Raw genomic sequence first — 23,912 nt, 5'->3', positions numbered from 1 at the left:
TTCACTGCGTGTCCGGCAGCCAGGCGTTCTTGCCCTCGTTGTACCAGTAGCTGTGGCCGGCGTTCAGGGCGACCGTGCGGAACGGGCGGCCGTGGTCGTCGATGCGGGTGGTGCCCTGGCGGTCGCCGCTGCTCCAGGCCAGCTCCAGGTACCAGCTGACGTCCTGACCGAGCGTGGCGGCGTCGACGTTCAGCACCTGCGGGTCGGTGGCGGAGACCTTGTACGGGAAGTCGGTCGACGCCGTCGGCCGCTCGCCCTCCTTGCCGGGTACGGGCCTGGCCCTCGGGGAGGCGTCGTCCAGGTCCACGGCGAAGGACGCCGGCACCAGCGCGCCGCCGCAGCCGGAGCCCATGGTGTACGCGTTCCAGCCGGGAGCCTTGCGGCCGCTCACGACATGGACGTACAGCGCGTGCAGGACCGCGGGCTTGTTCTCGGTGCCCTGGACGGTCAGCTGCATGCGCAGGTGCCCCGCCGGGACGGCGCCCAGGGCCCGGGCCCACCCTTCGGTCGCCTGCCCGGCCGGGGGCGGGGGGACCGTGCCAGGCGCCTTGTCCAGGGCGAACCACTGGTCGCAGGGGCTGTCCCAGTTGTCGGGCAGGACGTTGACCGTGAACGGGGCCGTGGGGGAGGCCCCCTCCTTGGGCGCGGCTGCCGAGGGGGACGACGGTCCGGTGCCGGACGGGGACGCGGAATCGGCGCTGGGCGTGGGTGACGACGGCCCGCCGGACGGCACGGCCGGACCCGCCGCCGCCCGCTCGCGCGAGGACGGCTGGACGGCGCCGTGGCGCGGGTTCCCGTGACCCGTATCGCCCATGGCGGAGATGGCTGCGGCGGTCCCCGCCACCGCGGCGGTGGCCACGGCGGCCGCAACGGCGAGCAGCAGCCGAGGACGCCGGCCCCTGGGTACGGGGCCCCGGGCGGAGCCCGGCTGGAGGACCGCGGCGGGGGCGTCGGCGGCTGCCTCCGCTGCCGGGGCGGGGGCGGGCGTAGGCACCGGCGCCGCTGCCTCGGCAGCGGCAGGTCCGGGCGCCGGAACGGACCCCACCGCGGGCGCGGGGGCGGACTCCACCGCGGGCGCCGGGGCCGGTGTGGGGCCGCTCTCCGCCTGCGGCCGGACCTCCGAAGCCTCACCGGCCCCGCCCGCCGGGGCCTGCCCCTCCGTCGCCCCCCGCCGCCGCTCCACCAGCGCCAGCAACCACTGCTGATGCAGCGCGACCAGTTCGTCGGCCGAGGCACCGCAGACTCGTGCGAACCGCTCCACCGGGGCGTAATCCGTAGGCACTGCCGCGCCGCTGCAATACCGGTGCAGCGTCGAGTTGCTGGAGTGCAGACGCTTCGCGAGCGTGCCGTAGCTGCGGCCCGAGCGCTCCTTGAATCCGCGCATCAACTCCGCGAACCGCTCCGTCTCCGTGGCCATTCCACCCTCCCCCTCATCCCGGAAGCACGTTCCAGGCTCGCCCGATCGCCCAGGTGAGAAGGGTCGGGAGCGTTCCAGGGTTCCTACTATCCCGGTGCGGACGCCACTGGGACAAAACCCGCCGCACAGTTGGGTCATCAGCCCGCCGGTCCGCCGATCGGATCGGCGGACGGATGCGGCGGTCGCAACGGGAGGGCCCCAACGAGGAGCCCCCACCAACCGCCATCGGCCACCTACGCCACCACTGGCCGAATCACCATCCCCACCCCACGTCTCGTCAGAGAAAAGGAAGCGAAAGCCTCCGCCTGACGACCGCACCGAACCGACGACACGGAGAGTTCCCCATGCGCACCTACCGACTCCGCACCACCGCCCTGGCCACCGCCACCGCCGCCCTCGCCCTGGCCCTCACCGCCTGCGGCGGCTCGGACAGCGCCGGCGGAGCGGCCGCCGACCCCGCCGCGACCAAGGCCGCGGACAAGCCGGTCTCGACCGGGACCGTGACACCGTCCGGGGAGGGATCCGCAGCCCCGTCCGCCGGCAAGGGCACCGGAACCGGAACCGGCACGGTCACCACCACCCCGGCGAAGAGTGGTTCGGGCGGCAAGGACACGGGGAACACCGGTGACTCCTACGCCTACACCCACCCCTGCAAGGCGCGCGACCTGACCGTCAACGTCACCTCCCCGACGGGCGCTCCGGCCACCGTCCGCGTCATCACCGTGACCAACAACGGTTCCACCTCCTGCGGCCTGGACTACTTCCCCACCGTCGGCTTCAGCGCCAAGGGCGGCGCCCTCGGTCTCCAGGCCACGGCCCCCGGTGGACTGGGCGGCGCCCCGGCGTACCCGGTACACCCCGGCGCCACCGCGTACGCGGCCGTGAACCTCAACCCGTCGGGCGGCGCCGGCCCCGTGGCCGACGAGGTCAACGTCCTGGCCGACAAGGAGCACATGCCGAACGCGGACGGCGTCAGCCTCCCGCTGGCCAAGCCGGGCAGCGTCGCCAACCCGAAGGTCGGCCTGTACCGCACCACCCCCCACGACGCACTGAACGCCTTCTGAACGGAGTTCCGGGGGCCGCAGCGCCCCCGGCCGTCCCTCGGGGCGTGTCACCGGGCAGGCTCACCTGCCCTGGGCAAGAAACCGCTGGACGACGGCCTCGCCGAACTCAAGCCAGCCCGAGAATGGAAACGAACCAGGCGAGCCGGTCCCTCCAACGGGACCAGAAGAGGCCGCACCGCGCGCAACGGGAAGTGCGAGTCACATGACCGCGATCGAACGCCTCTGGGAAGATTTTCAGCTTCCCATCAGAGACGCCCTGCATCGTGCAGATGGGCGGTCCTACGACATCAACCTCGACTCCGACGCCCCGAGCGGTTTCAGGGTGCTCGCCCCGTTCGATCTCGATGAAATGCTGGACCGCGATCCCTCTTGGGCCACTTCGGTTGACGGGCTGGTCGCAGCAGACCTGGGAAGTAAAGGGCTGCTGTGGGGCGGCGAAGGTTCGTACGGGTCGGAGGGTTTCATTGCGCGGTTGACTGTCGACCGTGCGCTCACCTGGGCGATCCTCTTCACGGAATCCAATCCGTTTGATCGGATCCAGCTGTCCGGAAACACGGCCACCTTCGGCTCAACCTCTGGCGTGGAAATCACAGTGGACATCGACGATCCAGGAACTTCGGCCTATGGAGGTACCACGAACTGCCGACGGTGCCCTGCCCCGTGGCCACCGCCGCGGCCGCCCCTGAGACTTCTCTTCGAGCACGCTCCCGACGCTTGCTCGGCTGCTGCTCGCTGCCGCGGTGGCCCTATGCGTCGGCCGTAGCAGGGTCGAGGGAGTCGACGTCCTCCATGAAGGACAGCATCCGGGCGTTGACCACGTCGGGGTGGTCGATCTGCGGGCCGTGCCCGGTCGCGGTGATGATCTCGGCGCGGGCTCCGAGGACGAGGCGCGGTACGCGTTCCAGCTGCCGCTTGGGGTGTACGAGCAGGCTGTGCTTGCCCATGATGACGTAGAGCGGGGTCCGGATGGACCGCAGCGCGTCCTCGGCCAGCGGCAGGGGCGCGGGGCGGCGGATCCGGTACGCGCGGGCGCCGAGCTGGATCCACTTGCGCATCTCGGGGACGGCGATGACCGGCTGGTCCAGCCACTTGGCGAGCCGGGGGCGCAGGGCCTTCGGGGCGAGGGTGGCGAACAGGCTCACGAAGATCCAGACGAAGAAGCGCAGGCCGACCTTCTCCAGGCCGCCGGGGTCGAGGGCGGTGACCGAGGCGAGCCGTCCGGGCCGCCGGTGGGCCTGGTTGAGCACGAGCCAGCCGCCGTAGGAGGAGCCGACGAGGTGGACCCGGTCGAGGCCCAGCGCGTCGAGGGCCTCGTCCATCCACTGGGCGGCGCGCTCGGGCTGCCACATCGGCTCGCGGTGGACGCTGCGGTTCGCGTCGCCCGGGGTGTCGAGGGCGTAGACGGGGCGGTCGAGGCTGAGCCCGGGGGTGTTGGGGTACCACATCGCCGAGCTGTAGCCCGCGCCGTGGATCAGGACGATCGGGGTCCGCGATGCGGCGGCCGGGTCCGTGGGCCCGTACCGGTAGACGTGGGTGGTGCCGAAACTCGTCTCGACGTCCGTCTCGGAGCGGATGGGCGCCCCCATCGCGTGGAGTACGTCCTCGGCCGCGAAGTAGCGGTCGCGCAGGGTGTCGTTGACGTAACGGCCGACATTGGGGTTCACGGGCACGGCGGCACCTCCTGTGAGAATCCGTTCTTCGTGGTACGACCGTATCATCAATGTGGTACATCGGTATCATGTAAAGGTCCGGGTGAGCCGAGCGCGAACCCCCATCGACGGCCGGAGATACGGGAACATGCCCAAGCGCGTGGATCACGAGGAGCGCCGCGCCCAGATCGCCGAGGCGCTCATCCGGGTCGCGGGACGGCGGGGGCTGCACGCGGTCGGCATGCGCGACGTGGCCGCAGAGGCCGGGGTGTCGCTCCGGCTCGTGCAGTACTACTTCGAGACCAAGGAGAAGCTGCTCTTCTACGGCCTGCAGCACCTGACCGACCGCTTCACCGCCAGGGTCTCCGCCCGCCTGGCCGCCGCCGGCCCGGACCCGGGCCCCCGGGCCACGGTGGAGGCGCTGCTGCTGGCCTCGCTCCCGACGGACGAGGAGAGCCGCACGTTCCACCTGCTGTACAGCTCCTACGCGATCCTGTCCGTGACCGACGGGGCGCTGGCCGCTCAGCCCTTCATCGACAACCCGGACGCCGCGGAGAACGCCCTGACCGGACTCCTTGAGCAGGCTCAGCAAGCCGGCCTGGCCGACCCGGACGCCGACGCCCGCACGGAGGCCATCAGCCTGCTCGCGATGGCGGCGACCATGGGTACGAGCATCCTCGTGGGCCAGCGGAGTCCGGAGTCCACGATCGCGGTGCTCCGTCACCACCTGGACCGGATCTTCGTGACTGCCGAGACCTCCGGGATGGGCGCGGGATCAACCTGACGTGTCAAGAAGCGCTCACGCGCGGCGCCCGGTTCGGTATCGATCATCCAGACTAGGTCCGCCCCCCGGCGGTGGCTTCCCGGACAGCGCAGTCCTACGGTGGAGAGACAGCGAGTGTCCCTACGGAGGGCGCCATGCTCGTCATCCTCGGACTCATCCTCTTGATCGCCGCGCTGGTCGTCGGCGTGACCGGCGTCGTCGCCAACGACGGCAGCGCCCACGCGCTGACCGGTGAATTCTCCGTATTCGACTACCACGTCACCGGCTCCACCGGCTCACTCTTCCTCTACGGCATCGTCGTCGGGGCCGTGGCCATGCTCGGGCTGAGCCTTCTCCTGGCTGCTGCCCGCCGCACCTCTCGCCGCGGCCACGACGCATACCCCAAACGCACGGCGCGCCGCGAGACGGCCACTGTCGGCAACGACCGCGAAGACGTCGAAGACGAGCGCGGTATCTCCCGCCCGCAGAGGACGAGCGCGCGAGAGCCCACCCCCGAAGGCGAGCGCCGCAGGGGGCTCAACCCCTTCAAGCGTCGATCCGAGCCCCGGTAGGCCGGCAGGCCGCGCGCTGCCAACCAACCGCCGGGCACCCCCGGACGGGGCGTCGCCGGCAGAACACGACGAAGGGTGACGACCGGTGAGTATCGGCAAGAAGATCGCGCACAAGGCCGAGGCGGTCAAGGGCGGCGCCAAGAAGACCGCCGGCCGTGTCACCGGCAACTGGCACCTTCGGGCCGAAGGTCGTGGTGACCAGGTCAAGGGCAACGTCAAGCAGGCTGGGGCGAGGATCAAGGACGTTTTCAAGCACTGACCACTGCGCCCGCCCTGCCCGCCCCACGGAAGGGCTCCGGAGGTGCCGGGTATGGCCATACGGAACGGCAGTGCCGCCCAGGCCGGATCCCCGGGGCGGCGTGTTTCCAACAGCCGTGCCATGGAGGTCCTGTCCAGGGTCGGACTCTCCGCGCGCGGTGTGATCTACGTACTGGTGGGGCTGCTGGCCGTGCAGATGGGGTTCGGCGGCGACAGCGGCAAGGAGGCTGACCGGTCGGGTGCGGTGCGGACCATCGGCGAGCAGCCGTTCGGGCGGGTGCTGCTGTGGGCGCTGGTCGTGGGACTGGCGGCCATGGCGCTGTGGCGCCTGTCCGAGGCCGCGTTCGGACAGGCGGTGACGGGCGGTGACAAGTGGACCCGGCGCCTGGGCTCTTTGGGGCTGGCGGTCTTCTACGCCGTGATCTGTATCGGGGTGGTGCAGACCGCGCTGGTCGGTGGGTCCGCCGGGGGCCGTCCCGGCGATGAGGCGTCGAAGGACTACACCGCGAGGGTGCTGACCTGGCCTTTCGGACGGGTGCTCGTCGGTGTGGTGGGAGCCGTCCTGGTCATCGTCGGCGTGGTGATCGTGGTCCGGAGCCTGATGCGGAAATTCGAGCAGAATTTGCGGACGGGCAAGATGAGCCTGGTGACGCGGCGGGTCGTCGCGGGGCTGGGCATCGTCGGCGGTGTGGCGACCGGCGTGGTCGCGGCGGTGTCCGGGCTGTTCGTCGTGCTGGCCGCGGTGCGGTTCGATCCCGGGGAAGCCAAGGGCATGGACGAGACGCTGCGTTCGTTCGCCGCCACGCCCGCCGGGCCTGTGCTGCTGATCGCGGCGGCGGTGGGCCTCCTGCTGTTCGGCCTCTACTCGTTCTGCGAAGTCCGCTGGCGTAAAGCCCCTGAACACGGCACCTCGGCAGAGCAGCCGAACGAGGCCCCGGGCTCGCAGACGCGTCCAAGTGCGCCCTAGCGAGGGCATCGCGTCCGATGCCGTGGGCCGCTTGTCTCCGTTCGAGCGCGCGGCGGGTATAGCGAAGCTGCAGGTGCTCGCTGGAGGTGAGGGTGAGGAGCCGTGTCGGCTGCCGCTGGAATCCGCTGATGGTCAACGGTGCCTGACGCTGCTGGAAGTCGTGCCGGAGGTCGAGCAGCAGGTGCAGTGCGAAGACGTCCATGAAGGGCACACCGACGAGGTCCAGGTGCAAAGGCGCGCCATGGGCAGCCGCGGCGGCGGTGGCCTGGCGGAGGGTCGGGCAGGTGTCCATGTCCAGTTCACCGGCCACCGTGATGACCGTGACTTCTGGGTCGTGGCTCATGGTGACGCGGATGCCGTCGTTCATGGTTCGTCCCCGTTCAGGGGTCGAGCCCTTCACGGTCGCCCGCCGATGCGGGAGAAAGGGCCGCTGAGCGCGTGGCGTAGGGCCGCGCGCAGCCGAGCGAGACCACCCGTACCAGGCCTTGGCCACTGGTATGGCCGTAGGGGCGGCGCGGGATCTCCCACCAGACCAGGCTGGTTGTCCCCTCACAGTCCCAGACGCCATGGCCGCAGTCCAGACGACGCCCGTACGTGCCTTTCGGTCAGGCCGGGCCCGGGGCCGTGCCTTCCTCCTCGGCCTCCATGCGCCGGATTCCCTCATGGGTGAGGGTGACCATCGCGGGGGTGTTGCCGGGTTCCCAGTCGACGGTGATCAGTCCTTCGCCGGCCAGGTAAGTGCAGGCGGCGGCCAGGTCCTGTTCCGGCACGTGCAGGTCGCGCCGCAGCCGTGCTCCGGTGATGCCGAGGAGCCGGTTGCCTTCGACGGCTTCGTACAGGGCCCGGAGCACCTGATCGCGGTAGGTCTTGCGTTCGTGCAGTGTGGCCATGGCCGCGTCCTTCCGTGTGAGGGGTGCGCTCCGGGGCCCGCCGGGTCTTCTCAGATCTCGTCGGAGTGGGCGCCGGCGCCGACGGGGGACAGGCCGGCGGCCGGCCGCGCGCGGGTGGGGCCGGCGGGTGTTGCCGTGTCCACGGTGAGGTGGAGGCGGGTGTCGCCGTCGAGGCCGGGGTAGCTGCGCTGTTCCGCTCCGGCGAAGCAGCCGCGAAGGGCTTCCGCGACCAGGCGGGCGGCTTCGGGCGTGTGCGCGATGATCCGTACCTCGGCGTGCCCGAGCGACGGCAGGGTCTGGGTCTCGATGTACTTCACGTGGGCGTGTTCCCTTTCAGGGAGGGGGGAGGCCGGCGGGTCGGGGCGCCGTGGCGCCCCGACCGCTGCCCCCGGTCGGAGGAAGGTCTGTTCCTCACCGGTCGGCATCCGCGTGGAGGGCTCGACGACCGGTGTCGTCCGGTAGGCCGGGAGGCCTCGGCAGGGGGTCGCTGAAGTGGTAGGCCTCGATCCGCGCGTGGTGCTGGGCGTTCAGCAGGTGGATCCAGCGCATTCCGATGGCGATCGCGAGGGTGATCACCGCGATGAGGACGACGGTCTCCATGAAGCTCACCTCCAGCCGTTTCCGGGCGGCGGGAGGGTGCTTCGGTCCGGCAGGTCCCCGGAGGCGGACGTGCACGCCCCGCCTTCGCCCTCCCAGGTGTCCTGCCGGCGACGGGTGTCGCGGAGGTCGCGCCCGATGGCAGTTTCGTTGGTCATCAGCGCGCCCGAGGTGAGGACGCTGCCCGGTACCGTCGCGGCGGCCATCAGGCGGGCCGCGGCTGCGGGTGCGGTCTCGGGCGGGATCACGAGGAGGTCCCAGCGGCCGACGGTGTAGGAGAGCAGGATCAGCTTGTCGGGGTCCTGTTCGGTGAACCGGCCCACGTGCAGCGTGCGCCCGTCCATGGGCACGGTGCGCGGTACGACGGGCCAGCGGGTGGGGTTCACGGTGACGCGGGTGATGCGGCCCCAGGGCTCGTCCAGGGCAGCCAGCAACACCGGGAGCTCGGCTTCGAGATCTCGGGAGCAGGGCCACCAGGCGCCGTCCAGCTGGCCGGCGAGCGTGCTCTTGGGGGTGAGGGACAAGCGAGCCGGAAGCTCTGCGGCGAGGTCGCGGGGCGCGGTCCGTTCGAGGGTCGTGGTCATGATGTGGACCTGCCCCCGGACTGCCCGTCGGCAGCCCGGTATCGAGGCGATCGCCGGAAACGACACCCGCGTGAAGCCGGTGTGCGAAGTGCTCCCGGTGTTTCCACTGTACGCCTGTTCGATGGACTGTGACCCGCCTGAGCAGGCATTTTCCGGTGGGCCGCGGAGCGGGTGGCGGGAGTACCGTGAAAGAACGGCAGGCCGACGCAGTGCGGCCGTACCCCGTAGACGGGCGGATCCACATGGCTGACTCCGACACCCCCCGCACGCCCCCAATGCTCCTGCCGGACGCCATCCACCAGGCGATCAAGCCCGGTACGGCGCTGCTGCGGCTGGAGACCACGAGCTCCCGGCAGGGGCGCCTGGACGGCGCGTGGTGGCCGCGCACCCGTGACATCGAGACCGAGCTGCCCGTGCTGATCAGCGCGTTGACCGAGCACCTCGGGCCCATCACCCGGGTCGGCGTGGACGCGTCCGCCTGGAACGGCCTCCCCACCCGCCTGGTCATCGACGGCCAGATCGTGCACCTCGACTCCGACCCGGTCGGCGACGACACCGTACTCGTCACCCGCGGCCACAACGACCACTTCGCCCTGCTGGTGGTTCCCCCGGACACCACCGCCGACGACGCCCGCGACGCGATGGCCCGGGCCGTCCGCGCCGACGACATCACCCAGGCAGCTCAGATCCTCATCGCCACCACACCGGAACCTGAGGACAGCGCCGACGCGGCAGGCTGACCGCGAATCCTCAGCGGCCGAGCCGAGACCGCGGCGCCACCGTGGCGGGCGACCCGGTCCCTCCGGCGTCGGTCGGGATGCCACAGAGCCCGGCCGGAGTGACTGTGGACCGGCCGGGCTCTGGGCGTGTGGGCGAGTCGCGCGCCGGTCAGAGCCCCTCGTCGTGCAGGTCCTCTTCGCGCAGCAGGTCGTCCTCACGGCGGCGTGAGGTCTCCTTCGGGCCGGGCTTCTGTCCCTTCTCACGGAACGACTTGCCCGGCTGGGGCTGCGCAGGGTCTCCGGGACGATGGTGCTCCTGCGCCTCGCGGCCCTTGCTCGGCTCCTGACGCCTGTCCTGCCTACCGTCCATGACGGCGACTCCTCTTGATGACGGGGGTACGGATTCCTCTCGGATCACGCTGACACGCATAGCGACGGCCCGCATCATGTCGACTGCGAAGCGAGGCACACGGATGAGGCCCCTCCCCGGCGGCCGGCGTCGAAAGGCGAGACGCGATCTGCACCCCGCCCGTCGGCCTCAGCATGAAAGGCCCCTGGCAGGACACCGACGAGGCCGCCTGGAACTACTCCCGAGACGTCAACCTCACCGCCCACTACCGCACCTGCCACGCGGTCACCCCCGGCATGATCGAACGCCGCTGGGGCCGCATCGTGAACATCGGCAGCGTCAACGCCCGCGCCGGCCGCACGAACCTCGTCGCGTACAGCACTGCGAAGGCCGGGCTGCTGGGCCTGACCCGCTCCCTCGCCCGCGAACTGGGCCCCCACGGGATGTGGCGTTCCTCGTGGGCCCCTGCGCCTCGTTCATCACTGGGCAATCCGTCCACGTCGACGGCGGCTGGCTGCTGCACTGAGATGCCAACAAGCAAGGAGACAGACCGAAATGAAGGAACGAGTCCGCGCCGTCCTCGTCACCGCCGACGACACGATGCTGGTCATCCGCCGCACCAAGCCCGACGTCCCCGAGTACTGGGTCCTCCCCGGCGGCGGCGTCGAGCCCGGCGACGAGTCCCGGGAGGCCGCCCTCCACCGGGAGATCCACGAGGAGATCGCAGGGAAGGCCGACATCGTGCGCCTCCTCCACACCATGGAGTCCGACGACCAGCGCCAGCTCTTCTACCTCGCCCGCATCGCGACCTGGTCCTTCGAGGACCGGACCGGTCCCGAGTTCAGCGCCGTGGGCCGAGGCGAGTACGCGCTGGAGGAGATCCCGCTGACTGTGGAAGGGCTCGACGCCATCGACCTCAAGCCCGAAGAGATCGCCCACGTCCTGCGGGGCGCCATCAACGCTGGGACTCTCGCCCTGCTCAGTCACTGAACGAGCCGGGCCTGCTCCGGGGGCACACCTGCTCGCTCCGGGAGGGAGATGGCCGCCGTTCTGATGACGGCGGCCATCGAGCTGCCGTCGGTTCGGCGAGCGCCTGCGTCGGGGCGCGGGGCGGTCCAGCCCGGCGGGGACCGGGTGCATGTTCGTGCCCGCGCCGTCGGCATCCGGGCGGACTGCTCGGGCGAGGTGATCCTCACAAGGGGCGCGACAGCAACCTGACGCCCTGTTAGGGAAGTTATGGCATGCAAATGGCACGCGGGCCCGAATAGGTCTAAACAACAAACAAGCCCCAGGTCGCTGACCTGGGGCTTTGTCGTGGAGCGGATGACGGGAATCGAACCCGCGCTATAAGCTTGGGAAGCTCATGTTCTACCATTAAACTACATCCGCACACGGACCATATGTGCTGGATCCGTATCGTTGCTCACTCTACCTCATGATCGACCCCCGGTGAATCTGCCGCGGGGTCGTTGTCGTGTGTGGCCTACACCGGGACGTGTGGGTGCGGGAGTTGGGGCGTACCGTGGGGGTGCGGAGCGGCGGCTGGAGCGAGTGGGGATCATCCCCTAATGTGGCGATTCGTCGCAGTACGGCTCGTTGGGGAAAGGGACTCGATGGAGCACACCGTCGTCCGTTGTGCCGAAGGGCACGTTTTCAGTACCGCCTCCTTCCCGCTGCAGCACCTCGGTGCCGGCCGGATCGGGCCCGGGCGGCTGCTGCGGTGTCCGCGCTGTGCGCGGTTGCGGCAGGCCGTGCCCGTGGGTGGCGTGAAGCGATAGCGGGCAGGGCGGGGCGCGCGGGCGTGGCTCTCGATTGGGGGTGGCCCGCGCGCCTGCGTATCCTCGGGACGTGCTTCTCTCTGACAAAGACATCCGGGCCGAGATCGACAGCGGACGGGTTCGCATCGACCCGTTCGAGGAATCGATGGTGCAGCCCTCCAGCATCGATGTACGTCTCGACCGGTTCTTCCGGGTCTTCGAGAACCACCGGTACGCGCACATCGACCCCGCGGTCGAGCAGCCCGACCTGACCCGCATGGTCGAGCCGGAGGGGGATGAGGCCTTCATCCTGCACCCGGGTGAGTTCGTGCTCGCCTCCACGTACGAGGTCGTCTCGCTGCCCGACGACATCGCCTCCAGACTGGAGGGGAAGTCCAGCCTGGGCCGCCTCGGCCTGGTGACGCACTCCACTGCCGGCTTCATCGACCCCGGATTCTCGGGCCACGTGACCCTGGAGCTGTCGAACCTCGCCACGCTGCCGATCAAGCTCTGGCCGGGCATGAAGATCGGGCAGCTGTGCATGTTCCGCCTCAGCTCGCCCGCCGAGTTCCCGTACGGCAGCGAGCGCTACGGGTCCAGGTACCAGGGGCAGCGCGGCCCGACCGCCTCGCGCTCCTTCCAGAACTTCCACCGCACGCAGGTGAGGCACGAGGCATGAGTGACGTACGCGAGAACCTGAACTACGAGGGCTTCGGGCGCGCCGTCCGCGAGCTTGCGCAGACGATCGCCGACGACGGCTACGAGCCCGACATCATCCTGAGCATCGCCCGCGGGGGTGTGTTCGTCGCGGGCGGTCTGGCGTACGCGCTCGACTGCAAAAACATTCACCTCGTGAATGTTGAATTTTATACAGGAGTCGGCACCACTCTCGAGATGCCCGTCATGTTGGCCCCTGTTCCGGAAGCGATCGACTTCACCAACAAAAAGGTGCTGATCGCCGACGACGTCGCCGACACCGGCAAGACGCTCAAGCTGGTGCACGACTTCTGCCTCGGTCACGTCGCCGAGGTGCGCTCCGCCGTCATCTACGAGAAGTCGCACTCGCTCGTGCAGTGCGAGTACGTGTGGAAGCGCACGGACGACTGGATCGAGTTCCCCTGGTCGGTGCAGCCGCCCGTCGTGAAGCGTGAGGGCCAGGTCCTCGACGCCTAAAGGGTGAAGAAAAAGGGCCCGCCGCGCATGTGCGCGGCGGGCCCTTTTTGATCGTGCGGGCTAGATGGTGCCCAGCTTGATGATCGAGAGCAGCGCGATCAGCTGGATCGCCGACGCGCCCAGGGCCTTCGGCCACGGCAGGTCGTGGGACCGGCTGATCAGCGACGTGAAGAGCGCTCCGGCCGCCAGCCAGGTCGCCCAGCCCAGGACCTGGACCACGCCGTTGTCGCCGCCCAGGAACACGGCGAAGAGCAGGCGCGGAGCGTCCGTGAGCGACATGATCAGCATCGACAGGCCGACCGTCGGCTGCCAGGAGCCGTCGCCGCCCAGCTGGCGGGCCAGGGTGTGGGTGACCGCGCCCAGGATCAGGCCGCAGATGACGAAGGCCACGCCCGCGGAGAGGACGATCGGGACGGCCTTCGCGAGGGTCGCGTTGATGACGTCCTTGCGGGCGTCGTCGAGGCCGAAGACCGCGAGGAGCCCGTAGAGGAAGGTCACGATCAGCGCCGGACCCCAGACGGCGTAGTCGCGCATCTGGAGGAATGTCTGCCCCGGCCGCATCACGATGCCGCGGAGCAACTCCTTCCACGCCAGTCGCGGCCCGGCAGGGGCGGCAGCGGCCGCGCCCGCCTGGTAGGTCGCGCCCTGGCTGTACGGGTCCTCGCCGACGGCGAACATCTGCGTGTGCCCCGGGTTGTCGTTCGTGTACCCACCGGCGCCGGTGCCACCGCCGCCATGGGCGTACGGGGGCTGCTGCGCGTGTCCGTGCCCGTACGGGTCGAAGTACTCGGGCTCGCCGTGGCCCCCGGCGCCCGGCTGCGGCCACTGCTGCTGCGGGGGCGGGCCGCCGGCGGGCGGGTAGGGCTGCTGGCCGTACGGCGGCGGTTGCTGCTGGCCGTACGACTGCTGCTGCGGGGGTTGTTGCGGAGGGCGGTTGTTGTCCCGGCCGCGTCCGATCCTGAATCCAGCCACGTGATCGAACGTACCTGGTCCGGCGGGTCCTTGTGGACGGGCGGCCGGAACCCGCGGCCTTTGCGGCTGACCTGTGACATCCCCTAGGGGATGCGGTGTCGACGCCACGGCGGGTGGTCGGGCCGTCCGGCACAGCGCGACGGCCGGTCCCCGTGAGGGGGCCGGCCGTCGCTGTGGTGTGGGGTGCCTCCGGCGCGGTTACGCCTCCTTGGCGTCCTCGGCCTTGGGCTCCGCGGCCCGCTCGGCGGCGGGTTCGGCCTCCGGCTCGGCCGGCGCCTCGGCCACCGGCTCAGCCTCCGCCTCGGCCTCGGTCGCCTCGGCTGCCTCCGCCTCAGCCTTGGCGTCCGCGTCAGCCTTCGCCTTCGCCTCGGCCTCAGCCTTGGCCTTGGCGTCCGCCTCGGCCTTCGCCTTCGCCGCAGCCTGCTCAGCCGCCTCAGCCTCCGCAGCAGCCGCCGCAGCGGCCTCCGCCTCCGCCTCCAAGGCCGCCAGTTCGGCCTCCGTCGGCTCCGGGGCCTTCACCGACTCCAGCAGCAGCTGGGCGACGTCCACGACCTGCACGGATTCCTTCGCCTGGCCTTCGTTCTTCTTGCCGTTGACCGAGTCGGTCAGCATGACGAGGCAGAACGGGCAGGCGGTGGAGACGATGTCGGGGTTGAGGGAGAGGGCCTCGTCGACGCGCTCGTTGTTGATGCGCTTGCCGATCCGCTCCTCCATCCACATCCGCGCGCCGCCGGCGCCGCAGCAGAAGCCGCGTTCCTTGTGGCGGTGCATCTCCTGCTGGCGCAGCCCCGGCACGGCCGACATGATCTCGCGCGGCGGCGTGTAGACCTTGTTGTGCCGGCCCAGGTAGCAGGGGTCGTGGTAGGTGATCAGGCCGTCGACGGGGGTGACCGGGGTCAGGCGGCCCTCGTCGATGAGGTGCTGGAGCAGCTGGGTGTGGTGGATGACCTCGTACTCGCCGCCCAGCTGCGGGTACTCGTTGGCGATGGTGTTGAAGCAGTGCGGGCAGGTCGAGACGATCCGCTTGGCCGACTTCGGCTTCCTCGTCGCCGGGTCCTCGTCGTCCTCGCCGAAGGCCATGTTCAGCATGGCCACGTTCTCCTGGCCCAGCTGCTGGAACAGCGGCTCGTTGCCCAGGCGGCGCGGCGAGTCACCGGTGCACTTCTCGTCCCCGCCCATGATCGCGAACTTGACGCCCGCGATGTTCAGCAGCTCCGCGAAGGCCTTGGTGGTCTTCTTGGCCCGGTCCTCCAGCGCGCCGGCGCAGCCGACCCAGTACAGGTAGTCGAACTCGGAGAGGTCCTCCGCGTCCTTCCCGATGATCGGGACCTCGAAGTCGACCTCCTTGGTCCACTCCACGCGCTGCTTCTTCGCCAGGCCCCAGGGGTTGCCCTTCTTCTCCAGGTTCTTGAGCATCGTGCCCGCCTCGGAGGGAAACGCGGACTCGATCATCACCTGGTAGCGGCGCATGTCGACGATGTGGTCGATGTGCTCGATGTCGACCGGGCACTGCTCCACGCACGCACCGCAGGTCGTGCAGGACCACAGCACGTCCGGGTCGATGACACCGTTCTCCTCGACGGTGCCGATCAGCGGGCGCTCGGCCTCCGCCAGAGCAGAGGCCGGGACGTCCTTGAGCTGCTCGGCCGTCGCCTTCTCGTTGCCCTCCATGTCCTTGCCGCCGCCGGCCAGGAGGTAGGGGGCCTTGGCGTGCGCGTGGTCGCGCAGCGACATGATCAGCAGCTTCGGGGACAGCGGCTTGCCCGTGTTCCAGGCCGGGCACTGCGACTGGCAGCGACCGCACTCCGTACACGTGGAGAAGTCCAGGATGCCCTTCCAGGAGAACTGCTCGACCTGCGAGACACCGAAGACGTCGTCCTCACCCGGCTCCTCGAAGTCGATCTCCTTGCCACCACTCGTCATCGGCTGCAGCGCACCGAGGGCGACCGCGCCGTCCGCGTTGCGCTTGAACCAGATGTTCGGGAAGCCCAGGAAGCGGTGCCAGGCCACACCCATGTTGGTGTTGAGCGAGACCACGATCATCCAGATCAGCGAGGTGCCGATCTTGATCATCGCGGTGAAGTAGATGGCGTTCTGCAGCGCGCTCGCCGAGAGCCCCTTGAAGGCCAGGACCAGCGGGTACGAGACGAAGTACGCCGGCTCGTACGAGTCCACGTGGTGGATCGCGCCTTCGAGCCCGCGCAGGCACAGGATCGCGAGGCCGATGGTGAGGATGATGTACTCGACGAAGTACGCCTGCCAGGCCTTCGAGCCGGTGAAGCGCGACTTGCGGCCGGCCCGCGAGGGCAGGCTGAGCAGGCGGATCACCATCAGCACGACGATGCCGACGACCGTCATCAGGCCGATGAACTCGATGTACAGCTCGAACGGCAGGAAGCCGCCGACGACCGGCAGCACCCAGTCGGCCTCGAAGAGCTGTCCGTAGGCCTGCGCCAGCGTCGGCGGCAGGGTCAGGAAGCCGATCGCGACGAACCAGTGCGCGAAGCCGACGATGCCCCAGCGGTTCATGCGGCTGTGGCCGAGGAACTCGCGGACGAGGGTGAGGGTTCGGGCCTTCGGGTCGTCCGTGCGGCTGCCGGCCGGCACGGGCTGGCCGAGCTTCACGAAGCGGTAGATCTGCGCCACGGCTCGGGCGAGCAGCGCGACGCCGACCACGGTCAGGACCAGCGACACGATGATCGCGGCGAGTTGCATGGGAGGGCTCCTCGAGCGGCATTACTAAGCGGTAACTTATATAGTCAAGGCCTGAGGTTACCCATTCCCGACGCCGCAATGTAGCCGAGCGTGCGGTGATCTGTGTCGCTCAGGCTTGCCTATGACGGTAGGCCGCCCGCGGGGTCTGCGCCAGGATCGCCAGGTCCATCCCCAGCCAGTGGTTCTCCACATAATGACGGTCGAGCAGGGCCATCTCCTCCCACGGAAGATCCGAACGTGCGCTCACCTGCCACAATCCGGTCATTCCGGGCCGTACGAGGAGCCGGTCGGGGCGGTCGGTACGGGGCTCCGGGCGCGGCCCCACCAGGGACATCTCCCCGCGGAGCACGTTGAACAGCTGCGGGAGCGCGTCGAGCGCGCACCGGTCCAGCGCCTCCCCGACCCGGCCCGTGCCGTCGGTGCGCAGCCGCCAGGTGTGGAACGGCCGCCCGCCCAGGCCGGCGGCGGGCTCCTTCACGACGGGGGGCCGCGCGCGCTGCGTCGCGTAGAGGAGCCCGGCGGCCAGCGCGAGCGGCGCCGCGCACAGGACCAGCAGGATCACCGCCCCGAGCACGTCGAGCACCCGCTTCGCCGGCGGGGCGGCGGGGACCCGGACCCGGACCCGCGGGGCGGTCAGTGTGAGGGGCATGCCAGCACGCTGCCGCATGCGCGTGGCGGCGGCGGGGCGCCGCGCGGCGGGGTGACCCGTTCGGCCGCCCCGCCGCTTCTGGAGCAGTGCCCCGCGGCCGCACGGAACGCCCGCCCCGCCCCCGCGGAGTCCCTGGCTTGCGCGTAAGCGGGGCCTAAAGGTTGAGCCCCCTCGACTCAGCTCTGTTGACGACGGCGCGGCGATGCGGCATGGTTGAGTCTGTTCCACTCAAGTCAGCTGGAGGAATCGAAATGGCACGTGCGGTCGGCATCGACCTGGGCACCACTAACTCCGTCGTCAGCGTTCTGGAAGGCGGCGAGCCCACCGTCATCACCAACGCCGAGGGCGCCAGGACCACGCCGTCCGTCGTCGCCTTCGCCAAGAACGGCGAGGTCCTCGTCGGCGAGGTGGCCAAGCGCCAGGCGGTCACGAACGTGGACCGGACCATCCGCTCCGTCAAGCGCCACATGGGCACTGACTGGAAGATCAACCTGGATGGCAAGGACTTCAACCCGCAGCAGATGAGCGCCTTCATCCTGCAGAAGCTGAAGCGCGACGCCGAGGCCTACCTGGGTGAGAAGGTCACGGACGCGGTCATCACCGTCCCGGCCTACTTCAACGACTCCGAGCGTCAGGCGACGAAGGAGGCCGGCGAGATCGCGGGCCTCAACGTCCTGCGCATCGTCAACGAGCCGACGGCCGCCGCCCTGGCCTACGGTCTCGACAAGGACGACCAGACCATTCTCGTCTTCGACCTCGGTGGCGGCACCTTCGACGTGTCGCTCCTGGAGATCGGCGACGGTGTCGTCGAGGTCAAGGCCACCAACGGTGACAACCACCTCGGTGGCGACGACTGGGACCAGCGCGTCGTCGACTACCTCGTGAAGCAGTTCCAGAACGGCCACGGCGTCGACCTGTCCAAGGACAAGATGGCGCTCCAGCGTCTGCGCGAGGCCGCCGAGAAGGCGAAGATCGAGCTGTCCTCCTCCACGGAGACCTCGATCAACCTGCCCTACATCACGGCTTCCGCCGAGGGCCCGCTGCACCTGGACGAGAAGCTCACGCGCTCGCAGTTCCAGCAGCTCACCGCGGACCTCCTGGACCGCTGCAAGACCCCGTTCCACAACGTCATCAAGGACGCCGGCATCCAGCTGTCCGAGATCGACCACGTGGTCCTGGTCGGCGGCTCCACCCGCATGCCGGCCGTCGCCGAGCTCGTCAAGGAGCTCACCGGCGGTCAGGACGCCAACAAGGGCGTCAACCCGGACGAGGTCGTCGCCATCGGCGCCACCCTCCAGGCCGGTGTGCTCAAGGGTGAGGTCAAGGACGTCCTGCTCCTCGACGTGACCCCGCTGTCCCTGGGCATCGAGACCAAGGGCGGCATCATGACCAAGCTCATCGAGCGCAACACCACGATCCCGACCAAGCGCTCGGAGATCTTCACGACGGCCGAGGACAACCAGCCGTCCGTGCAGATCCAGGTCTACCAGGGCGAGCGCGAGATCGCGGCGTACAACAAGAAGCTCGGCATGTTCGAGCTGACGGGCCTGCCGCCGGCCCCGCGGGGCGTCCCGCAGATCGAGGTCTCCTTCGACATCGACGCCAACGGCATCATGCACGTCACGGCCAAGGACCTCGGCACGGGCAAGGAGCAGAAGATGACCGTCACCGGCGGCTCCTCGCTCGGCAAGGACGAGGTCGACCGCATGCGCCAGGAGGCGGAGCAGTACGCGGAGGAGGACCTGCGCCGCAAGGAGGCCGCCGAGTCCCGCAACCAGGGCGAGCAGCTCGTCTACCAGACGGAGAAGTTCGTCAAGGACAACGAGGACAAGGTCCCGGCCGACGTCAAGACCGAGGTCGAGGCGGCCGTCTCCGAGCTGAAGGAGACGCTCAAGGGCGAGGACACGGCCGAGATCCGCACCGCGACCGAGAAGCTCGCCGCGGTCAGCCAGAAGCTCGGCCAGGCCATCTACGCCGACGCCCAGGCCGCTCAGGGCGCCGCCGGCGGCGCCGGTGACGCGGGCCAGGCCAAGGCCGACGACGACGTCGTCGACGCCGAGATCGTCGACGACGAGAAGCCGAAGGGTGGCGCTGCCTGATGTCGGAGGAGACCCCGGGCTTCGAGGAGAAGCCCGACGTCCCCGCCGACGCCGCTCAGGACGACGCCGAGCCGAAGGCCGCCGACTCCGCCGACACGGCGGAGGGGGCGGCCCCGGCCGGGGACACCGCACAGGACACGGCCCTGCTGGCGCAGCTGGACCAGGCCCGTACGGCGCTCTCGGAGCGCACCGCGGACCTCCAGCGGCTCCAGGCGGAGTACCAGAACTACCGCCGCCGGGTGGAGCGGGACCGGATCACCGTCAAGGAGATCGCGGTCGCGTCCCTCCTGACGGAGCTGCTCCCGACCCTGGACGACATCGGCCGGGCGCGGGATCACGGCGAGCTGGTCGGCGGCTTCAAGTCGGTGGCCGAATCGCTGGAGACGGTCGCCGCCAAGATGGGCCTGCAGCAGTTCGGCAAGGAGGGCGAGCCCTTCGACCCGACGATCCACGAGGCGCTGATGCACTCGTACGCGCCGGACGTCACCGAGACGACCTGCGTGGCGATCCTGCAGCCGGGGTACCGAATCGGCGAGCGTACGATCCGTCCCGCACGGGTCGCGGTGGCCGAGCCCCAGCCGGGCGCGGCCCCCAAGTCCGCAGGCTCCGACCCGGCGGCCGCGGAAGGCGAAGCGCCGTCGTCGTCGGAGGACGCGGATGCCCCCGACAAGGGCTGACGCACCACACGTAGAGGCACGAGAGGAGGGACACCGGGGATGAGCACGAAGGACTTCGTCGAGAAGGACTACTACAAGGTCCTCGGTGTCCCGAAGGACGCCACCGAGGCCGAGATCAAGAAGGCGTACCGGAAGCTCGCACGCGAGTTCCACCCGGACGCCAACAAGGGCGACGCCTCGGCCGAGGAGCGCTTCAAGGAGATCTCCGAGGCGAACGACATCCTCGGCGACGCGAAGAAGCGCAAGGAGTACGACGAGGCGCGCGCCCTGTTCGGCAACGGCGGCTTCCGCCCGGGGCCGGGCGGGGGCGGCGGCTCGTTCAACTTCGACCTGGGTGACCTCTTCGGGGGCCAGCCGGGCGGCCAGGCCGGCGGTTTCGGCGGCGGTCTGGGCGACGTCTTCGGCGGCCTCTTCAACCGCGGCGCCGGCCCCGGTGCGGGCACCCGCACCCAGCCGCGCCGCGGGCAGGACATCGAGTCCGAGGTCACCCTCTCCTTCACGGAGGCGGTGGACGGGGCCACGGTCCCGCTGCGGATGTCCTCCCAGGCGCCCTGCAAGGCCTGTTCGGGCACCGGCGACAAGAACGGCACCCCCCGGGTGTGCCCGACCTGCGTCGGCACCGGCCAGGTCTCGCGGGGCAGCGGCGGCGGCTTCTCGCTGACCGACCCGTGCGCGGACTGCAAGGGCCGCGGCCTGATCGCGGAGAACCCGTGCGAGGTCTGCAAGGGCAGCGGGCGCGCCCGCAGCTCGCGCACCATGCAGGTCCGGATCCCGGCGGGCGTCTCCGACGGCCAGCGGATCCGGCTGCGCGGCAAGGGCGCGCCGGGCGAGCGCGGCGGTCACGCCGGTGACCTCTACGTCGTCGTGCACGTCGGCACCCACCCGGTGTTCGGCCGCAAGGACGACAACCTGACGGTGACCGTGCCGGTGACGTTCACGGAGGCGGCGCTGGGCGCCGACATCAAGGTCCCGACCCTCAACGGCCCCTCGGTGACGCTGAAGCTGCCCCCGGGCACGCCCAACGGCCGCACCATGCGGGCCCGCGGCAAGGGCGCGGTCCGCAAGGACGGCACCCGCGGCGACCTGCTGGTCACGGTGGAGGTCGAGGTCCCGACCGAGCTGTCGGACAAGGCCCGCGACGCGCTGGAGATGTACCGAGAGGCGACGGAGTCGCACGACCCGCGCTCCGCCCTGTTCGAGTCCGCGAAGGGAGCATGAGCATGGACGGCCGCCGACGAACCTCCCGCTTGGGGAATGGGTACCAGCTCACCGACGAGACCCCGGTCTACGTGATCTCGGTGGCCGCCCAGCTCTCGGGCCTGCACCCGCAGACCCTCCGCCAGTACGACCGTCTCGGCCTGGTCTCCCCGGACCGTACGGCCGGGCGCGGCCGGCGCTATTCGGCCCGTGACATCGAGCTGCTCCGTACGGTGCAGGCGCTGTCCCAGGACGAGGGGATCAACCTGGCGGGCATCAAGCGGATCATCGAGCTGGAGAACCAGGTCGCCGCGCTCCAGCAGCGCGTGGCCGAGCTCTCCGCCGCGGTGGACGGTGCGGCGGCCACGCTGCGGGCCCGCGAGGCCCAGGTGCACGCCTCGTACCGGCGCGACCTGGTCCCGTACCAGCCTCCGCAGCCGGGCAGTGCCCTCGTCGTGTGGCGGCCGAGCCCCAAGCGGCCGATGGACTGACGCAGGACGCGCGCCGGTGTTCGTGTCCACCCTCAGGCTCCGCCCCTCCCAGGGCGGGGCCTGAGGCGTTTCTAGAGGCCTTCCGGGTCCAGGTCCTCGGGGTCGCAGGGCTGCCCCGGGTCGCAGGGCCGGGTGAGGATGCCCGACTGGGCGATGAGGTAGCCGAGCTGGGCGCGGCTGCCGCTGCCGAGGGTGGTGGCCAGTTTGGCGATGTGGGCGCGGCAGGTGCGCACGTTCATGCCGAGGCGGCGGGCGATGGCCTCGTCGACGTGGCCCTCGATGAGCAGCTGGGCGATGCTGCGCTGCACGCCGGAGATCCCGCCGGGGGTGCGCCGGTAGGTGACTTCCTGCTGGAGGGGCACGGCGCGGTGCCACAGCTGCTCGAACACCTTGATGAGGTAGTCGACCAGGCCGGGGTGGCGCAGTTCCAGGGCGACCCGCCGGTCGTCGCTCACCGGGATGAAGGCCACCGTGCGGTCGAAGATGATCAGGCGCTCTATCAGTTCTTCGAGCGTGCGGATCTCCACCTTGCCCGTGGAGATCCGGTCCACGTAGGCGAGCGTGCCCTGGCTGTGCCGCGCGGTGTGCTGGTAGAGGGTCCGTATGCTGACCCCGCGGTCGATCAGCGGCTGGTCGCGCTCCAGGGCCTGCGTGAGGGCCTCGGAGGGCCGTGCGCCGCCCGGCTGGACGGTGAGCACCTCGGTGTGGCATTCGGCCGTCGCGAGGTTCAGCGCGGCGTTGATCCGCTCGAAGCCCTCCAGCACCGTGATGGCGTGGGTGTTGGCCGGGCTCTGTGCGCTGATGGCCAGGAAAGGCTCGAAAGTGTCGGTGAGATCTACAGCGCTGCGTCGGCGGTCCTGGATCTCACGTTCAATCGGATGGAGCCGTTGAGCCAGAGCGACGGACGGGGGAACCGGGCGGAGCTGGTTCGCGTCATCCGGGTCGGGCTGCAGAAGGGCGAATTCAAGCAGGCAGGGGGCGTTCTGGATCTCGCTCCGGGCGATCCGGCCGGTGCTCAGCGCAGTGGCGTACAGCCGTGTTCCCTCACCGCACATGGACGTGACGGGGTGAGGATGTGTCGGCTTCGTCCCGTTTCGCGTCAAATCTCCACCCCCCAGGGTCCTGAACATGCAAGAACATGATGCATCGTCCCTGTGGCATTGACGTGCCTGAATGAGCCATCGTCTGACACGCGGGGGAGAGGATTCCATCAAGTGAGGACGAAGCCGACCATGTTCAAGAGAATGCTTCGCTCGGTGCTTGCCATAGGTTTCTCCGCCGTTGCGGTTTTTGGGGCAGTCAGCGCCGTCGAAAGTGACGCGGGGAGCGCTAGGGGCGGTCAGGGCACGACCCTGACGAGCACCGAGTTCGACACCGGCTGGACCACGGCGCCCGCGGGCAAGTACGCGGACACCGGCTGGACCAGCGGCCAGCTGGGCGGTGCCGATACAGGGTGGACCGACGCACCTGTGACGGTGTCCGCGTGACCCCCGACGACCGCGGCTTCCGCCGCGAGATGGCCTCCGCCTACCGCTCGGGGTGGCAGTTCATCGATCTCGCCACGGCCATCCCCCACCCTGGCGATTCGTTGATGGTCACCCTGTTCGGCCAACCGATCGTCATCGTGCGCGAGGAGGACGAGGACGTACGTGCCTACCGGTGCCTGCGCCGCCCGCGGGGCGCGCCGCAGCCCGTCCGCTGCGAGGTGCGCTACGGAATGGTCTTCGTCAATCTCGATCAGCGGGACCACCAGCTGTTCGAACCCGATATCACCACCGCCACCCCCCGCAGTGCCTGAAGCGATTCCCCCGTCGTCCCAGATCGCTCAGGCGCTACCCCCACACAACGGCGCCATCGTGGACCTGACCACGATGGCGCCGTTGTGATGTCCGCGTCCAGGTGTCGAACCGGACAAGATGAAGGCTCAACGGCTCACGCGCGCCCCATGGCCCGGTCCAGGGTGATCTCCATGACGACCCGGTCCGGATTGGGCGACGGCGTGCGCCCGTAGCGCTGCGCGTAGCGCGCCACCGCGTCGGCGACCGACGCCTCGTCCGTACGGATCACCGCGCGCCCCTCCAGCGTCGCCCAGCGGCGCCCCTCCATCTGGCACACCGCCACCCGCGCGCCCCCCGGCTGCGCCGCCTGGGCCGCCAGGATGTTGCGGACCTTCTTGCTGTGCTTGTTGCTGATCACCCGGGCCAGGCCGGCCTGCGGGTCGTACGTCACGCCCACCGGCACCACGTGGGGCGTGCCGTCCGGGCGCGGGGTGGTCAGCGTGCAGACGTGCCGCTCCTGCCAGAAGGCGAGGTACTCGGGCGTCGGGTTGAGTACGTCATGGGACATGGCCGAA

The 23,912-nt window shown here is 70.1% G+C and carries 27 protein-coding genes, 1 tRNA gene and 2 pseudogenes; 16 read left to right on the top strand and 14 right to left on the bottom strand.

Annotated elements, in window-relative coordinates; all coding sequences use genetic code 11:
* Position 1 precedes the first annotated feature (1 nt).
* Positions 2–1,417, bottom strand: a complete 1,416-nt coding sequence (locus ACF059_RS19630) for a helix-turn-helix domain-containing protein (RefSeq protein ID WP_392058681.1) — start codon at positions 1,415–1,417, stop codon at positions 2–4.
* Positions 1,418–1,761: 344 nt separating this feature from the next.
* Between ACF059_RS19630 and ACF059_RS19625 the strand changes: the two genes are divergently transcribed.
* Positions 1,762–2,481 carry a DUF4232 domain-containing protein gene (locus ACF059_RS19625; RefSeq protein WP_392058678.1) on the top strand — a complete coding sequence of 240 codons (720 nt, stop codon included), beginning with the start codon at positions 1,762–1,764 and terminating at the stop codon, positions 2,479–2,481.
* A 202-nt stretch (positions 2,482–2,683) separates the two neighbouring features.
* Complete coding sequence (locus tag ACF059_RS19620) at positions 2,684–3,244, top strand: hypothetical protein (RefSeq protein WP_392058675.1); 561 nt, start codon at positions 2,684–2,686, stop codon at positions 3,242–3,244.
* Here the strand turns inward: ACF059_RS19620 and ACF059_RS19615 are convergent.
* On the bottom strand, positions 3,228–4,199 hold the full coding sequence (locus tag ACF059_RS19615; RefSeq protein ID WP_392058672.1) for an alpha/beta fold hydrolase: 972 nt from the start codon (positions 4,197–4,199) through the stop codon (positions 3,228–3,230). The genes ACF059_RS19620 and ACF059_RS19615 overlap by 17 nt on opposite strands.
* 79 nt (positions 4,200–4,278) lie before the next feature.
* On the opposite strand from ACF059_RS19615, the gene ACF059_RS19610 reads away from it, so the two are divergent.
* The 4 genes from ACF059_RS19610 (at position 4,279) to ACF059_RS19595 (ending at position 6,690) form a co-directional block, all read left to right on the top strand.
* Positions 4,279–4,914: a TetR/AcrR family transcriptional regulator gene (locus ACF059_RS19610; RefSeq protein ID WP_392058669.1), complete on the top strand. Its 636-nt coding sequence runs from the start codon at positions 4,279–4,281 to the stop codon at positions 4,912–4,914.
* A gap of 134 nt (positions 4,915–5,048) precedes the next feature.
* A complete protein-coding gene (locus tag ACF059_RS19605) occupies positions 5,049–5,465 on the top strand; it encodes a hypothetical protein (RefSeq protein ID WP_392058666.1) in 417 nt (138 codons plus the stop codon).
* Between the two features lie 85 nt (positions 5,466–5,550).
* Positions 5,551–5,724 carry a CsbD family protein gene (locus ACF059_RS19600; RefSeq protein ID WP_392058663.1) on the top strand — a complete coding sequence of 58 codons (174 nt, stop codon included), beginning with the start codon at positions 5,551–5,553 and terminating at the stop codon, positions 5,722–5,724.
* Between the two features lie 51 nt (positions 5,725–5,775).
* Complete coding sequence (locus ACF059_RS19595; protein WP_392058661.1) at positions 5,776–6,690, top strand: DUF1206 domain-containing protein; 915 nt, start codon at positions 5,776–5,778, stop codon at positions 6,688–6,690.
* Between the two features lie 94 nt (positions 6,691–6,784).
* On the opposite strand, the pseudogene ACF059_RS19590 reads toward ACF059_RS19595, so the two are convergent.
* The 5 genes and pseudogenes from ACF059_RS19590 to ACF059_RS19570 form a co-directional block, all read right to left on the bottom strand.
* Positions 6,785–7,033: pseudogene (locus ACF059_RS19590) on the bottom strand (STAS domain-containing protein); the annotation flags it as partial.
* 262 nt (positions 7,034–7,295) lie between these two features.
* On the bottom strand, positions 7,296–7,580 hold the full coding sequence (locus tag ACF059_RS19585; protein ID WP_392058658.1) for a hypothetical protein: 285 nt from the start codon (positions 7,578–7,580) through the stop codon (positions 7,296–7,298).
* A 50-nt stretch (positions 7,581–7,630) separates the two neighbouring features.
* Positions 7,631–7,897, bottom strand: coding sequence for a hypothetical protein (locus tag ACF059_RS19580; RefSeq protein ID WP_392058656.1), 267 nt, complete (start codon positions 7,895–7,897; stop codon positions 7,631–7,633).
* 94 nt (positions 7,898–7,991) lie between these two features.
* Entirely contained in the window at positions 7,992–8,180 is a 189-nt protein-coding gene (locus ACF059_RS19575) for a hypothetical protein (RefSeq protein WP_392058653.1), read from the bottom strand.
* A gap of 5 nt (positions 8,181–8,185) precedes the next feature.
* The gene (locus ACF059_RS19570) at positions 8,186–8,761 is read right to left on the bottom strand and encodes a DUF5994 family protein (RefSeq protein WP_392058650.1); all 576 of its coding nucleotides are present in this window, start codon (positions 8,759–8,761) and stop codon (positions 8,186–8,188) included.
* A 242-nt stretch (positions 8,762–9,003) separates the two neighbouring features.
* On the opposite strand from ACF059_RS19570, the gene ACF059_RS19565 reads away from it, so the two are divergent.
* Positions 9,004–9,501, top strand: a complete 498-nt coding sequence (locus ACF059_RS19565) for a DUF5994 family protein (RefSeq protein WP_392058647.1) — start codon at positions 9,004–9,006, stop codon at positions 9,499–9,501.
* A 148-nt stretch (positions 9,502–9,649) separates the two neighbouring features.
* Here the strand turns inward: ACF059_RS19565 and ACF059_RS19560 are convergent, their stop codons facing one another.
* Entirely contained in the window at positions 9,650–9,850 is a 201-nt protein-coding gene (locus ACF059_RS19560) for a hypothetical protein (RefSeq protein WP_392058645.1), read from the bottom strand.
* A gap of 173 nt (positions 9,851–10,023) precedes the next feature.
* On the opposite strand from ACF059_RS19560, the pseudogene ACF059_RS19555 reads away from it, so the two are divergent.
* Together ACF059_RS19555 and ACF059_RS19550 are read left to right on the top strand one after the other, a co-directional pair.
* Positions 10,024–10,218, top strand: a pseudogene (locus ACF059_RS19555) (SDR family NAD(P)-dependent oxidoreductase); the annotation flags it as partial.
* A 166-nt stretch (positions 10,219–10,384) separates the two neighbouring features.
* The gene (locus tag ACF059_RS19550; RefSeq protein WP_392058642.1) at positions 10,385–10,819 is read left to right on the top strand and encodes an NUDIX domain-containing protein; all 435 of its coding nucleotides are present in this window, start codon (positions 10,385–10,387) and stop codon (positions 10,817–10,819) included.
* 325 nt (positions 10,820–11,144) lie between these two features.
* Here ACF059_RS19550 and ACF059_RS19545 read toward each other — a convergent pair.
* Positions 11,145–11,218 (bottom strand) — tRNA-Gly (locus ACF059_RS19545).
* A gap of 459 nt (positions 11,219–11,677) precedes the next feature.
* Here ACF059_RS19545 and dcd point away from each other — a divergent pair.
* Together dcd and ACF059_RS19535 are read left to right on the top strand one after the other, a co-directional pair.
* Positions 11,678–12,265 carry a dCTP deaminase gene (dcd, locus tag ACF059_RS19540; RefSeq protein WP_030152916.1) on the top strand — a complete coding sequence of 196 codons (588 nt, stop codon included), beginning with the start codon at positions 11,678–11,680 and terminating at the stop codon, positions 12,263–12,265.
* Positions 12,262–12,759, top strand: a complete 498-nt coding sequence (locus tag ACF059_RS19535; RefSeq protein ID WP_366867533.1) for a phosphoribosyltransferase — start codon at positions 12,262–12,264, stop codon at positions 12,757–12,759. Before dcd ends, ACF059_RS19535 begins: the two co-directional genes overlap by 4 nt.
* Positions 12,760–12,819: 60 nt before the next feature.
* Here the strand turns inward: ACF059_RS19535 and ACF059_RS19530 are convergent, their stop codons facing one another.
* The 3 genes from ACF059_RS19530 to ACF059_RS19520 all read right to left on the bottom strand — a co-directional run bounded on the left by ACF059_RS19530 (position 12,820) and on the right by ACF059_RS19520 (position 17,095).
* The gene (locus tag ACF059_RS19530; protein WP_392058639.1) at positions 12,820–13,731 is read right to left on the bottom strand and encodes a Yip1 family protein; all 912 of its coding nucleotides are present in this window, start codon (positions 13,729–13,731) and stop codon (positions 12,820–12,822) included.
* Between the two features lie 198 nt (positions 13,732–13,929).
* The gene (locus ACF059_RS19525; protein ID WP_392058636.1) at positions 13,930–16,446 is read right to left on the bottom strand and encodes a heterodisulfide reductase-related iron-sulfur binding cluster; all 2,517 of its coding nucleotides are present in this window, start codon (positions 16,444–16,446) and stop codon (positions 13,930–13,932) included.
* 109 nt (positions 16,447–16,555) lie between these two features.
* Entirely contained in the window at positions 16,556–17,095 is a 540-nt protein-coding gene (locus tag ACF059_RS19520; protein WP_392058633.1) for a sugar transferase, read from the bottom strand.
* Positions 17,096–17,346: 251 nt separating this feature from the next.
* On the opposite strand from ACF059_RS19520, the gene dnaK reads away from it, so the two are divergent.
* From dnaK to ACF059_RS19500, 4 genes are read left to right on the top strand one after another with little or no spacing between them, the layout of a single operon-like run.
* Positions 17,347–19,194 carry a molecular chaperone DnaK gene (dnaK, locus tag ACF059_RS19515; protein ID WP_361949712.1) on the top strand — a complete coding sequence of 616 codons (1,848 nt, stop codon included), beginning with the start codon at positions 17,347–17,349 and terminating at the stop codon, positions 19,192–19,194.
* A complete protein-coding gene (gene grpE / locus ACF059_RS19510) occupies positions 19,194–19,871 on the top strand; it encodes a nucleotide exchange factor GrpE (protein WP_360902521.1) in 678 nt (225 codons plus the stop codon). Before dnaK ends, grpE begins: the two co-directional genes overlap by 1 nt.
* Positions 19,872–19,910: 39 nt before the next feature.
* Entirely contained in the window at positions 19,911–21,089 is a 1,179-nt protein-coding gene (dnaJ, locus tag ACF059_RS19505; protein WP_366866221.1) for a molecular chaperone DnaJ, read from the top strand.
* A 2-nt stretch (positions 21,090–21,091) separates the two neighbouring features.
* On the top strand, positions 21,092–21,559 hold the full coding sequence (locus ACF059_RS19500) for a heat shock protein transcriptional repressor HspR (RefSeq protein ID WP_360902532.1): 468 nt from the start codon (positions 21,092–21,094) through the stop codon (positions 21,557–21,559).
* A 71-nt stretch (positions 21,560–21,630) separates the two neighbouring features.
* Here ACF059_RS19500 and ACF059_RS19495 read toward each other — a convergent pair whose 3' ends face one another.
* Positions 21,631–22,689: a helix-turn-helix transcriptional regulator gene (locus ACF059_RS19495; RefSeq protein ID WP_360902515.1), complete on the bottom strand. Its 1,059-nt coding sequence runs from the start codon at positions 22,687–22,689 to the stop codon at positions 21,631–21,633.
* A 386-nt stretch (positions 22,690–23,075) separates the two neighbouring features.
* On the opposite strand from ACF059_RS19495, the gene ACF059_RS19490 reads away from it, so the two are divergent.
* The gene (locus ACF059_RS19490) at positions 23,076–23,357 is read left to right on the top strand and encodes a (2Fe-2S)-binding protein (protein WP_051734285.1); all 282 of its coding nucleotides are present in this window, start codon (positions 23,076–23,078) and stop codon (positions 23,355–23,357) included.
* Between the two features lie 134 nt (positions 23,358–23,491).
* On the opposite strand, the gene ACF059_RS19485 is transcribed toward ACF059_RS19490, so the two are convergent.
* Complete coding sequence (locus tag ACF059_RS19485; RefSeq protein ID WP_361949700.1) at positions 23,492–23,905, bottom strand: TIGR03618 family F420-dependent PPOX class oxidoreductase; 414 nt, start codon at positions 23,903–23,905, stop codon at positions 23,492–23,494.
* Positions 23,906–23,912: the final 7 nt, after the last annotated feature.

Origin of the sequence: Streptomyces sp. NPDC016562 (assembly GCF_043076955.1) — a bacterium.
Lineage (GTDB): Bacteria > Actinomycetota > Actinomycetes > Streptomycetales > Streptomycetaceae > Streptomyces.
Note: the sequence above shows the minus strand (reverse complement) of the source record. Positions and strands in the feature narration are given on the sequence as shown.